Origin of the sequence: Staphylococcus sp. HMSC067F07, from assembly GCF_001837405.1 — a bacterium.
Taxonomy (GTDB): Bacteria; Bacillota; Bacilli; order Staphylococcales; family Staphylococcaceae; genus Staphylococcus; species Staphylococcus capitis.
In genome coordinates, this window is sequence record NZ_KV832237.1 from 327,451 (window position 1) to 340,998 (window position 13,548).

The 13,548-nt window shown below is 34.4% G+C and carries 12 protein-coding genes; 2 read left to right on the top strand and 10 right to left on the bottom strand.

Translation table 11 applies throughout. From position 1 onward, the window contains the following. The first annotated feature begins 29 nt into the window (after window positions 1-29). Window positions 30-962, top strand: a complete 933-nt coding sequence (rnhC, locus tag HMPREF2706_RS08510) for a ribonuclease HIII (RefSeq protein ID WP_030065257.1) — start codon at window positions 30-32, stop codon at window positions 960-962. A 61-nt stretch (window positions 963-1,023) separates the two neighbouring features. On the opposite strand, the gene pheT is transcribed toward rnhC, so the two are convergent. The 10 genes from pheT to isdC all read right to left on the bottom strand — a co-directional run bounded on the left by pheT (window position 1,024) and on the right by isdC (window position 11,262). Further along, on the bottom strand, window positions 1,024-3,426 hold the full coding sequence (pheT, locus tag HMPREF2706_RS08515) for a phenylalanine--tRNA ligase subunit beta (protein WP_030065255.1): 2,403 nt from the start codon (window positions 3,424-3,426) through the stop codon (window positions 1,024-1,026). Further along, complete coding sequence (gene pheS / locus HMPREF2706_RS08520) at window positions 3,426-4,484, bottom strand: phenylalanine--tRNA ligase subunit alpha (protein ID WP_002435139.1); 1,059 nt, start codon at window positions 4,482-4,484, stop codon at window positions 3,426-3,428. Before pheS ends, pheT begins: the two co-directional genes overlap by 1 nt. 391 nt (window positions 4,485-4,875) lie before the next feature. After that, a complete protein-coding gene (locus HMPREF2706_RS08525) occupies window positions 4,876-5,616 on the bottom strand; it encodes a TrmH family RNA methyltransferase (protein ID WP_049428485.1) in 741 nt (246 codons plus the stop codon). Window positions 5,617-5,862: 246 nt separating this feature from the next. Beyond that, a complete protein-coding gene (locus HMPREF2706_RS08530; protein ID WP_030065251.1) occupies window positions 5,863-6,186 on the bottom strand; it encodes an antibiotic biosynthesis monooxygenase in 324 nt (107 codons plus the stop codon). A gap of 19 nt (window positions 6,187-6,205) precedes the next feature. Then, entirely contained in the window at window positions 6,206-6,934 is a 729-nt protein-coding gene (gene srtB / locus HMPREF2706_RS08535) for a class B sortase (protein WP_049428483.1), read from the bottom strand. Further along, the gene (locus tag HMPREF2706_RS08540; RefSeq protein ID WP_049428482.1) at window positions 6,927-7,709 is read right to left on the bottom strand and encodes an ABC transporter ATP-binding protein; all 783 of its coding nucleotides are present in this window, start codon (window positions 7,707-7,709) and stop codon (window positions 6,927-6,929) included. Before HMPREF2706_RS08540 ends, srtB begins: the two co-directional genes overlap by 8 nt. Beyond that, entirely contained in the window at window positions 7,699-8,667 is a 969-nt protein-coding gene (locus HMPREF2706_RS08545) for a FecCD family ABC transporter permease (RefSeq protein ID WP_037582579.1), read from the bottom strand. Before HMPREF2706_RS08545 ends, HMPREF2706_RS08540 begins: the two co-directional genes overlap by 11 nt. An 11-nt stretch (window positions 8,668-8,678) precedes the next feature. Beyond that, window positions 8,679-9,560, bottom strand: coding sequence for a heme ABC transporter substrate-binding protein IsdE (gene isdE, locus HMPREF2706_RS08550; RefSeq protein ID WP_030065243.1), 882 nt, complete (start codon window positions 9,558-9,560; stop codon window positions 8,679-8,681). After that, window positions 9,557-10,636 carry an NEAT domain-containing protein gene (locus tag HMPREF2706_RS08555; protein ID WP_030065241.1) on the bottom strand — a complete coding sequence of 360 codons (1,080 nt, stop codon included), beginning with the start codon at window positions 10,634-10,636 and terminating at the stop codon, window positions 9,557-9,559. The genes isdE and HMPREF2706_RS08555 overlap by 4 nt, the downstream gene beginning before the upstream one ends. Window positions 10,637-10,656: 20 nt before the next feature. Next, on the bottom strand, window positions 10,657-11,262 hold the full coding sequence (isdC, locus tag HMPREF2706_RS08560) for a heme uptake protein IsdC (protein WP_023350450.1): 606 nt from the start codon (window positions 11,260-11,262) through the stop codon (window positions 10,657-10,659). A gap of 250 nt (window positions 11,263-11,512) precedes the next feature. On the opposite strand from isdC, the gene HMPREF2706_RS08565 reads away from it, so the two are divergent. Next, window positions 11,513-13,548 (top strand): YSIRK-type signal peptide-containing protein (locus HMPREF2706_RS08565; RefSeq protein ID WP_256322960.1); only part of this gene is annotated, 2,036 nt, incomplete at its 3' end.

Consider the following 13,548-nt stretch of genomic DNA (forward strand, 5'->3'; position numbering starts at 1 on the left):
GTACGAAATTAAAAGTGAGGTTACTTATTATGGGAAATGTCGTTCATAAATTAACTCAAAGTGAAATAGATCAATTATTATCACAAATTCAATTTGAAACAACTCAATTGCCACAAGGCATGAGAGCACGAACTAAATACCAAAACACTACAATTAATATATATCATTCAGGAAAGGTCATGTTCCAAGGAAAGAATGCAGAATTAGTAGCTCAACGCATGTTACCAAATCAAGCTATATCTTCATCTTCTCAATCAAAAACATCTACCTCTAAACAGTCGTCAATTCAATATAACAAATATAATTGCATAGGTAGTGATGAAGCAGGTAGCGGTGATTACTTTGGTCCTTTAACCGTCTGTGCAGCATACGTCTCAGAGAAAAATGCACAAGTTTTAAAAACCTTAGGCGTGGATGATTCAAAAAAATTAACAGATGACAAAATTGTTGAACTAGCTGAACAGCTCATTACTTTTATCCCTCACTCACTACTAACTTTAAATAATGTGAAGTATAATGAGCGTCAGAAGATGGGCTGGTCACAAGTAAAAATGAAAGCCGTTTTACATAATGAAGCAATCAAAAATGTTGTTCAAAAAATTGACGTGGATCACTTAGATTATATCGTGATTGACCAATTTGCTAAACGGGAAGTATACCAGCATTATGCACTTTCCGAACTACCATTTCCTAAAAAAACTCAATTTGAAACTAAGGGTGAATCAAAATCACTAGCTATTGCAGCAGCTAGTATTATCTCGCGATATGCTTTCGTAAAACATATGAACCAAATAACACAACAAATTAAAATGGAAGTTCCAAAAGGTGCAAGTAATAAAGTTGATTTATTCGCGGCTAAAATCATTCAAAAATTTGGCTTAAGCCAACTTGATGCTATATCTAAAAAACATTTTAAAAATCGAGATAAAGCACTAGCTTTAATCGAGAAAAAATATACTTAAATATACAAAGACCTATCCTCATTAAAAATTTCATTTTAAGGATAGGTCTTTTTTTAGTTAATTATCTTATTGTAGCACCTTGCTGTTGTAAGGCTTCTAAAATTTTGTCGTGTACTGCTGTTACACGTTCGTCTGTAAGAGTATTTTCAGTATCTAAATAATTCAATCTAATAGCTACTGATTTTTTACCTTCTTCTAAGTGTTCACCTTCGTATACATCAAATACTAACGTATCATTTAAAATGTCTTCCCCATTATTATGAATAGTAGATATTAAATCTGAAGCAGGAACTTCATGATTCACTTCTAACGCTATATCTCTTGATACACCTGGGAATCTAGGTATTGGTTCATAATTAATATAACCAACAGATACTCTCATAATAGCGTCATAATTTAATTCAAATACATATGTGCGTTTTAAATCATTTTCTGCAGCAAGTGTTGGATGTAACTCACCAATAAAACCAATATCTTCTCCATTTAACGAAACTATAGCTGTTCTACCTGGGTGTAAACCTTGGATTTGACCTGCTCTATAATCAAATTTAATATTTAGTTTTTCAGCTACGCGATCAACAACACCCTTAGCTAAATAGAAATCTACTGACTCTTTTTTACTTTGCCAAGCATGATTAACATATTGTCCCGTTAAAATACCGCTTAAATATTCGACTTCATCTGGTAACTCTCCTTCCCCATTACCGAAGAAGACACGACCAATTTCATACAATTTAACATCTGAGTTTTTACGCGCAACATTGTATGCCACAGCTTCAATAAGATGCGGTAAAAGACTTTGTCTTAACGTAGAATGCGCTTCACTCATTGGCATCAATAATTCGATAGTAGGACGATCTTGTAAAGCAAAGTCCTTAGCGTGATCTTTAGATATTAATGAATAAGTGATAGCTTGATCAAGCCCAGCACCTTCAAGAGTTTCTTTTACAGTACGTGTTTTATATTGACGATCTGTTAGTGATCCACTTGTTACATCTTCAAATACAGGAAGCGTTGAAGGAATTTCGTCATAACCATATATACGTGCAACCTCTTCAATTAAATCTTCTTTAATTGAAATATCTTTACGACGAGATGGCACATTAACTGTTAATTGTCCATTTTGATTTTGGGTATCAAACCCGAGTTGTTCAAAGATGTTAACGATATCATCGTCACTTAAGTTAAATCCAATTGTTTGGTTTACCTTTTCAGCAGTAATATTGATTGGAGTAACCATTGCTCCTAAATCACCTGCTGCTACTCTATCTTTTAACACTGTACCTGAAGCATATCTTTCTAGTAAATAACAAGCTCTATCTACTGCTTCATCAACAAATTCAGTTGCAATACCTTTTTCAAAACGGCTTGATGATTCACTTCTTAGGTTTAAACGACGAGAAGTATGACGAATAGATACTGGATCAAAGATTGCACCTTCGATAACAACATTGCGTGTTTGATCAGTAACTTCTGAGAAGTCTCCTCCCATAACACCACCTAGAGCTATCGGCTCATTGCCGTTTGTAATAACGATATCTGAATCTAATAAGTCGCGCTCGGCGTTATCTAAAGTCGTCATTTTTTCATTTGAATTTGCTTGTCTTACTTCAATCTTTTGTGAACCAATTTGATTTTGGTCAAACATGTGAAGTGGCTGACCATACTCTAATAGAACATAGTTAGAAATATCTACCACATTATTAATAGGGCGAATTCCCGCCTTCATCAAGCGTGCTTGCATCCATACTGGTGATGGCGCAATCGTTACATCATGAACGATTCTTGCACTGTAATAAGGTACTTTATCTTCATTTTGAACTGTAACAGATAATTCATCACTGGCTGATTTATCACTTTCTTGACTTGAAGTTTGAGGTTTTGTCATTTCAGTTTGGTATAAAGCAGCTACTTCATAAGCTGTGCCCACCATACTTAATGCGTCTGCACGGTTAGGAGTTAAGTCAAATTCCATCACCTGATCATTAAGATATAATGCTTCAAGCGCATCTGTACCTGGAGTCACTTCTGTTGGAAATACATAAATACCTGATTCGAACGCTTTAGGCGTAACGTGACTTGAAATACCTATTTCTTGTAACGAACAAATCATACCTTCTGAGCGTTCACCACGTAGCTTCGCACGTTTAATTTTAACGCCACCAGGTAGACGACCTCCAACTTTCGCAACAATGACATGCTGACCTTCATCAACATTTGGAGCACCACATACGATTTGAACCGGCTCATCCTCGCCTAAATCAACTTGACAAATATTCAATTTATCGGCGTCTGGATGCGGTGCTTTTGACACAACATGACCAACCACTAAATTTTTAATATCTTTCGTATAATCGATAATGTCATCAACTTCAATACCTGTGCGTGTAATTCTTTCAGCTAAATCTTGAACAGGTTGATCAACATTGACATAATCTTTTAACCACTCATTTGAAATCAACATTATTGGTCACCTCTATCTTCTACTGCTTTAAATTGATCTAAGAATCTAACATCATTTGTATAGAAATGACGAATATCTTCAATACCATATTTCAACATTGCGATTCGATCTGGCCCCATTCCAAATGCGAATCCTGAATATTCATTAGAATCAAAGCCCGCCATTTCAAGAACGTTTGGATGTACCATTCCAGCGCCTAAAATTTCAATCCAACCTGTATGTTTGCAGACATTGCAACCTTCTCCTTTACATTTGAAACAAGAGACATCAACTTCGACTGATGGTTCTGTAAAAGGGAAATAACTTGGACGTAGACGAATTTCTCGTTCAGCACCGAATAATTTCTTGGCTAATAACTCTAAAGTACCTTTCAAATCACTCATTTTAATATTTTTATCAACGACTAATCCTTCAATTTGTGTAAATTGATGACTATGTGTCGCATCATCCGAGTCACGACGGTACACCTTACCCGGACAAATAATTTTAACTGGACCCTGTCCACCACGTTTCTCCATTGTTCGTGCTTGAACTGGTGACGTGTGCGTACGCATTAATATTTCTTCAGTAATATAGAAACTATCCTGCATATCTCGTGCAGGGTGAGACTTAGGTAAATTTAAAGCTTCAAAATTATAATAATCTTGTTCAACTTCATACCCATCTACAATCTCATAACCTAAACCGAGGAACAAATCCTCAATCTCTTCAACTGTTCGAGTAAGAGGATGCTTTGAACCCATCTCAATATGGCGACTAGGTAATGTCACATCAATCGTTTCCTCAGCAAGCTGTTGGTTTAATTTCTCTTCTTTTAATAACTTTTGTCTTTCATCTAATTCATTCTGAATTGTTTGACGCAATTCATTTACTTTTTGACCATATGCAGGTTTCTCTTCATTAGGTAAATCTTTCATATTTTTCATTAAACCACTTACTGAACCTTTTTTACCTAAATATTTAACCTTTACATCTTGCAATGCACGTTCATTATCTGCTTCATTAATATCAACGAGAGCTTGTTGTTTTAATTCCGCCATCGTATCATTTTGAGTCATGACCGAACTCCTCCTTTTAATGCCACTATTTTTTTTTGAAAATGAAAACTCAAATACTTCAACATCAAAAAAGCTTTCACCCCATATCGAACTGGGACGAAAGCTTTCCGTGGTACCACCCAAATTTATGCCTAAGCATACACTTGTATATCTATTGATAACGGAATGACAATTCCGACTTAAATTTCTTTAAGTAACCAAAAAGATGAACAAAATTATTTCAAGTTGGAATAACTTTCAGTCACGGTTATTCTCCCTTTTCAACTTTCTAAATAATTTACGTCTTTTTATCGGTTGATCATTTAATTGTTTCAGTGATGTTTAAACGCTAATGAATACTTCATTTTTTAATAAATTCATCAACTATTATAGCCGAAATTTGAACAAGGGGTCAACCTTTCAACTGGTAGAGTAATATACTACCTGCAATAGCAACATTTAAACTCTCAGCTTTACCATAAATGGGTATGATAAGATTTTGTGTTGTTTGTTGTAATAATTCTTGGTTCACACCTTCACCTTCGTTGCCTAATAATAAAGCAAATCGTGATTGAGCCTCTATCTCTTTAAAGCTTACTGCATTTTCGAGTGCTGTTCCATACACTGGGCCATCAAATTCATTAATGTAAGTTGTTAAATCCTTAATAACAATAGGAATATGGAATATACTACCCTGACTCGCTCTCATTACCTTATCTTGATATGGGTCTGCAGTCCCCTTTTCCATTACAATTAAATCTATGCCAGCAGCATCTGCAGTGCGAATTAATGTACCTAAATTACCTGGATCTTGAATTCGATCAATTAATAATACTTGTTGCGCTTCGGTATCATTATAATGTGGCTTTTCAATCACCGCAAAGAAACCTTGTGGAGTTACAGTACCAGAAAGAGCTTCAGCCACTTTCATATTAATTTCATATGTTTCATTCGCGTAATCAATTAGGTCCTCATCTGTTCTGTCAGGTTCTATTACAAATAATTGCTTTATTTCAATACCACTTTGATACGCTTCTTCGATAAGGTGTATTCCTTCTATTAAAGCTAGACCTGTCTTATCACGATCACGTTTCTTTTTTAACTTATTTGCATTTTTTATTTTATTATTTTGAGCAGACGTAATTTGTTCCATGATCATTTCTCCAACTCTTAAGTTAATGTATTCATATTGTAATCTAATATCAATTGATTTCAAAGTCCACTATAATTTTTAAATTTAATTACTACTATAAAAAAGAAGCAAGCGAAGGTTTGAAATTGACATAATTTGTTTCAATTATGTTTAGACAACAAACTCTCGACTTGCTTTAGTTTGTATCGAAATCAAGTATTTTTAATTTCAATTAATCACACTTACTTCTTTTAATTACAGTACACATTATTTAAAGTATTGGTATCCAATATCATATTTCTTAACTACGTTTTCAAGAATTGGGCTTGATGCATCTGCTGATTGGTGACGAACATTTTTATGTGCTTTTTTAAACACATCTGATTGTAACCAATCAATAAAAGCTTGTTCAGATTCCCATATTGTTAAAATTTTTACTTCATCATAATCTGGTTGTTCTTTAGTATTTGTTACAAACATCCCTTTAAAGCCTTCAAGTGTTTCAATACCATGTCTTGTGTAGAACCTTTCTATTATATCTTGAGCTGTTCCTTTATCTAATTTTAATTTATTTTCAGCCATAAATTTCATGATGTTTTCCTCTTTTCTGTTAATTTATTTTGACTAGCTTCGCCACAACAACAATTCTTCCTGATGTTTGGTTATAAGCGTCCTCGCAAGTAGACAAAGTAACTATCTTGTCTTGATTACTAATTTGAACTTTTGTTTGTATCTCCGATTTTTTCTTTGTATTATCTATAAAATGTTGAAATTTAGATGGTGTTTTAAAATCTGTTTGTATATAGTTATCTTTCGTAGTAGTGCGATATGCACTAAAGACTTGTAATAGATATTTTCCATATTTCGTGTCGTATTGAATATCTTGATGCTGATCAAAGTAACTTTGTTTTAAATACTTTTCTAGTACATCAAACATTGTATTATCACCCATGTGGTGACCATAAATAATAGTATTCGAATTAGGAGTTTTTACAGAATTTCGATAATCCATAAAAATACTTCCCTTACGTGTCTTTTCATGATCAAAATCTTCTCTTAAATAGTCATGATTGGTTTTACCTTGTAATACTGGATAATTTAATGATGTTCCTTTAAGTTGTATCCACCCAACAATATCTTTATTAATAGATTCTAATTTAGAAAATTGTGGACGTACCTCATTTTCGTTAGACAGGGACTCTGACTTAAATTGTTGTTGTAAATTTTTATACCTTTTAGCTGACGCTTTGTCTTCAAGATATGTTTTAAACAACTGATAACTAAAGATAAGGATGACTGCTATTAATACAATTTGAATAAGTCTAACGAATTTAATCATTTGAATCCCTCACCCTTTTTCTACAAACAATCATGCCACATTCACTGTCATTTATAATTTTAGCGTCAATTTGATACATTTCTTTTAAAATTGTTTCATTAATCACTTCTTGAGGCGCACCTTGCGCAATAACTCCTTTATCATTTAGGCAAATCACTTCATCACTATATTCTATTGCTTGATTAATATCATGAAGTACCATTATAAAAGTAATATGATAATGATCTTTTAAAGTACGAATAGTATCTAAAACTTGATATTGGTAATGAATATCTAAATATGTGGTTGGCTCATCCAATAAGATGTAACGAGGTTCTTGCACTAATGCAGTTGCTAAAAATACTCTTTGTGCTTCACCTCCAGATAATGACGCCAATTTTTTATTCTGAAGATTTACTAAATTCAGTTGTTGAAGAATGTTTTGAACATTTGTTTCTTTTTTTACATCCATTTTCAACCAACTTTCATGACTATATCGTCCAAGTTCTATGTATTGTCTTACAGTGAATCCTTCCGGAATATTCATCTTTTGATGCACTGTAGCAAGTTTACGTGCAAATGCTCTCTTACTAAATGTTTTCAAATCTAACTCATCTAAATATATAACACCTTCTGAAGGCTTCAAATTTCGAGAAAGTAACTTTAACAGAGTGGATTTTCCACATCCATTCGGTCCGATAATAGAAGTAATTGCATTAGAGCTAAATGTTAATGACAGATTTTTTATAATTTCCGAATCATTCTTATATTGAAAATGAAGCCCCTTAACTCGCATCATTAACAGCTCCCTTACAAATAAGATAGATTAAAATTGGACCACCTATAAGCATCATAATGACATTCGCTGGTATTTCGAGTGGTGGATGTAACGTTCTACCTAATAAATCAGTTGTAACAACAAACCATCCTCCTAAAATTATAGATAGTGGTATCACTTCTTTATAATTACTACCAATTAACTTACGTACAATATGTGGAATAATTAAGCCTACAAAAGCTAGTGGACCTACAATTGCAGAAGAAGCACTCGCTAGAAACACAGCTACACCCCCAATGATTAGTCTATATTTAGTAATGTGAAAGCCTAAATTATTAGCTTGTTTATCCTCTAAAGCTAATAAATTCACTTTAGACGTTAAAAGCATTGTGATTACTAAACCTATACTCGCTGATATTCCGATAATCTTAACATCATTCCATGTTTTCATAGTTAGTCCTTGAGGTATTTTCAGAAATGGATTCTGTGCAAATAAATCAAGTACTCCGGTTAGCATTGCATACATTGCTACACCGATTAATATCATACGTGTAGGTTGAAATTTGAATTTCACACTTAAGAGAAATAATAATAGAAAAGGTATCATTCCTCCTAGAAAACTAAGTAAAGGTATGACAAAAAATAATTGGGGTGTCACCAATATTAGAATCATACGCATGACAAGTGCTCCTGATGAAACACCGAGTAGTTGCGCCTCGGCTAAAGGGTTTTGCAAAACTGCTTGCAATAATGCCCCAGATACCGAAAGCATTGCACCAACACATAAAGCGATAATGATTCTAGGTAATCTTAAATCAATGATTGTGTCTACATTAGAAACATGACCAGTAGTAAATTGGGTTAATATATCTTTAAGAGAAATAGGTATCGTACCAACAATAAATGACACATATACAGTCACACATAGGAGGATAATTGAAATTAGAAAGAGTAATTTAGAGTAGTGTTGTAACATTATTTCCCCCATCACTTTTTATAAAATAGATTATATAACTGTGTCATAGCATCATCAGCGTCCACGTTTGCAGTGATACCAAATGGTACTTCCTCTAAATCATAAACTTGATTCGTTTTAACTGCTTTGAAATGCTTCCAAATATCATTTTGTTTAAATTCTTTTTGGAACATTTTCTTAACTTCATCTGGCATCCCGTGAGGAAGTCTTAATATAATATCGGGATTAACATTAACTAAATGTTCCGTGTTAGAAGAAATATACTGTTTAGAATGGTCTTGTATGACATTCTCTCCACCAGCGATTTTTACGAGATCTCCAATATATGATTTATCAGTGGCAACTAAATAACTGCCAGGTATCCCCATAAGTATCAGTACCTTAGGATGTTTCTTTTGTTTTGCAACTTTACTTTCAATATTCTCTTTCACAGAATTAAGGTGATGATTTAGTTCTTTAGCCTTCTTCTCCCTATTAAACTGTTTACCAAGTTCAGTAATAGATTTTTCCATGCCATCTAAACTATCATAATCATAGAAGTAACCTTTCATGTTTAATTGTTTATAAAAGGGCTTCATTTCATCTTTAATAGTAGATACACTCAAAACATGTGTAGGATTCACTTTTTTAACTGCCTCTACACTTGGTTCCATCGGTTGGCCGACTTCCGGAACATTTTTATATCGATCTGGTAACTTTTTATAAGATGTGGGCTTACCTACAATAGGTAAATCTAACTTATCTAATGTCATCGTTAAAGCGACGGTAGTAGGTACGATACGAATATCCTTCGATTCAGCTTTATCTTTCTTTTTATTGCTATCATCCGCCTCGCAACCACTGAGTAAAACGATAAATAATATGATAGTAAAAATTATTCGGGTTTTTCTCATTTTTTCGACTCACTCTTTCTTTTAACAAAATATGTTGCGATTAAAGCTAAAATTGCCAATAAAATAACAGAGCCAAGAAGATAGTATGTATTTCTATGATTAGGGAGTACATCCTCATTATGGTCTTTTTTTGCAACTTTCTTCTTATCAGCATCTCTATTGAAGCTTGGATTAGGTTTATCTTTTTCCTTTTTAAAAGGATTAAGTTGAGGCAATTGGCTATACCTAGAATTAGTATTTGTATTTAAACTAGCTGGAGTATTTGAATTAGTCCGATTTAATGAATCTGAGCTCGGTTTATCTGTACTTGGTTTAATTGATAGATTGCTATTTGAATTAGAAAATTTATTTTGTTCTTCTCTATTGATAATCTGATTTGACGACATATCTTGTTGAGTTGATTGTTTTGACTCTTTTAGATGACTATTCTCATTTTTTATTTCATTAAATTGTCCTTCTTCTGTTTTTAAATTTTTTCTTAGGCTCTCTTTATCATCAAACTGATTAGACTTGTTATTCTGAGCGTCTTTGTGGTTAACCTTTTCATCATTCTTTTCGCTATGTTTCATAACGATATAAGTGGTATACGTATGGTCGTAATGTATCGATGGTATTTTAATGTGGATACGAGATTTTACTTCTTCTTTTATGTTAATAAGGGGTATTTGAATGGTTACCGTATCTTGTTCTTTATCCTCATTTACAATACTCACTTTTAATTCTTTATCATGTTGGTAGAATTTATAACTTTCCCACCATTCTCTGTTTAATAAAGTCATTACAAAATATGTTTGATTACCGTCATTAACAATATAACCAGGATGTTTTACATACTCATCCATATGTGAAACATCCCTATTATTCTGTTTACGAACGTAAAATTCTATCGTTTGTTCTATCTTATTTCTAATTTGTTGATGATCACTATGGCGTTTCGCATGATTTTTATCTTTTTCAAAGCTTTCTTTAATATAATAATCGGCTGATGATAGATTTTTATCATCAGCCTTTACTTGATAAGTATCATTATTTAAAGATATTCCTAAAGTAAACGCTATAACGAATAATTTCATCATTAAGCGACTACAATATTTCATTATTCATTACCTTTTTTTAATTTGAATGACAAAACTGAAATTGTAATTAATACAAATAGAGAAGCTATAGGAATTAAATATGTATATGTAGGGATTCCACCACTAGTTTGAGGATTTTCAGCAGTTGATTTATCTTGGACAATATTTGGTGATCCAGTCGCTCCACCATCTTTACCATCAAATTTAAAAGTAATATTGTAATGATGATCATATTTGAATGGCTTACCATTTACTGGCTCATTGATGTAAACTGCAATTGTTCCGTTTACTTTACCAGAAGCTTTGTTTACCACAAATTCAGATGTTCTCATGTCTTTACTAGCATCTTTGCTAATAATTTTCTCTTTGCTACCCTCAATAGTCATTCCAGTAATCCAATGACTATGATTAACTGTGATTTGAAGTACTTTCTTCCCATCTTTTTCAATTAATTTTGCAGGCTTCTCAAAATAGTCATTTGCCATCGAAGTATCATTTGTATTATATTTTAAAACTTCAAAATTAATAGACTTACCTTCGGCTGCGTAACTTACATTAGGTCCCCAATTCACTAAAAATATTATTAAAACTAAAACAAAACTTAACGTTTTATAAGTCACTTTCATTTATACAACCTCCATAAGAGTGATAAAACTTGATAAATTACTCACCCTAATTCTTGTAAAAATAATAAATGAAAATAGTTATCAACGTCAATATAAAATTGATAATATTTTTAATTAGTTGTTTAAAGTTATAAAAATATGCTAATATATTGTTTGACCATTATCATTGGATAATGTTTTATTTCACTCTAATTCTATAACTTCTCAAAAGACAACTGAGACAACTACTTATCAAAGGAGAGAATAAGTTATGAACAAACCTAACAATTTTTCAAATGACAAACCCACTCAGAAAAATCACTATTCAATTAGAAAATTCACGGTTGGTACTGCTTCTATTATTGTAGGTTCATTCCTTTTCTTCGGACAGGCACATGCTGAAGAAGGCACGGAAGGTAATACTTGGCAAAGAGAAGCTGTAGGTACCGTTAACACAGCTGGTCAACCGAGCACTACAAGTCAAGACCAAAATAATCAAGCTGGTACAGGTACTCCTGCTGCTACACAAACAGGTCAAGATGGAGCTAAAACAAACACTGCCGACCACCAAGGTCAAGGCACTGCAGAAGCTACAGGAACTCAAACTAATCAAGCCGATGCTACACAAACAAACCCTAGTCCAAATACTACCGGACAAGATAACCAAGCTACTAGTACTCCACAAGGAACTCAAACTGCTGGCACAGGTCAAACTGCGCCAACTACAGCTACTGGAGATACTCAAGCTAAACCTCATGCTGAAACAGCAGATCAAGGTAATGGAGCTACTGTGACTCCTAGTCCTCAAAATGATGCAACTTCCCCAGCAGCTTCAACAAAACCAGAGGCAACGACTGGTCAAGATGCTACATCTAAACCAGGTACTACTGAAAACAATAGTACAGGTCAAGGTGCTCAAGCTGGTACTGTAGGTGCTGGAACACCTACTCCATCTCAACCTGAAACACAACCTAATACAGACACTACAGGTTCAGCTAAACCAAGTACTAGTACTACTGATCAAGAGAAACCTAATACAGAAGATCATGGAGAACAAACAGGTACTTCAGCTGGTAATGCTCAAAATGCTGCAGGTACTCCTGGCGAAACTAAACCTAATCAAGCTACACCTGCTCCAAACAATCAAGATACTCAACCAGGTAATACTAATAATGATGCTGCCACAACTCCACAACCTGGAACTACAGGACAAGATACTCAAGGTACTCAATCTAAACCTGGTACAACTGAAACAGGGACAGCTCAAAATACAGGGACTACAGATACACAAGCTAAACCTGAGGCTGGCAATCAAAATGCAGGAACTACTGTGACTCCACCTGCTGATAAAGATAATCAAGCTGGACAAGGTACTGCAGGCACTGCAGGTACTCCTGCACCTGAAACTAATAACGGTGCGACTGGTACTCCTGGAACTACTGCACCTGAAAATAACAACCAAGCTGGACAAGGCACTACTGGTACTACAGGTACTCCTGCTCCTGATACTAATAACGGTGCAACTGGTACTCCTGGTCAAACAACGCCAAATGGTCAAGATAATCAAGAAAAACCAAGCGCTCCTGGTACTGATCAACAAGGTCAAGACACACCTCAAACAGGTACTCCTGGTCAAGGTACTCAAACGGGTGAAAATGGTACAGGCACTACTGTAACGCCTTCTCCTAATCAAAACCAAGCTGGTAATGAAAACCAATCTAAACCAGGTACTGATAACAACGCTGGGGTTACTACTCCTGACCAAGGTACTGCACCTAAACCTGGCACTGATCAAAATCCTGGAACAGATACTCCAGATCAAAACAACCAAGCTGGACAAGGCACTACTGGTACTACAGGTACTCCTGCTCCTGATACTAATAACGGTGCAACTGGTACTCCTGGTCAAACAACGCCAAATGATCAAGAGAATCAAGAAAAACCAAGTACTCCTGGTAATGATCAACAAGGCCAAGACACACCTCAAACAGGTACTCCTGGTCAAGGTACTCAAACGGGTGAAAATGGTGCAGGCACTACTGTAACGCCTTCTCCTGATCAAAATACTGAAGTAAAACCTAATGACAATGGTGTCGCTAAACCTGAAACTAACAATAATGCTGGTGCTACTACTCCTAACCAAGGTACTGACACTGATCAAAAACCTGGTACAGATACTACTGATCAAAACAACCAAGCTGGACAAGGCACTACTGGTACTACAGGTACTCCTGCTCCTGATACTAATAACGGTGCGACTGGTACTCCTGGTCAAACAACACCAAGTGGTCAAGATAATCAAGAAAA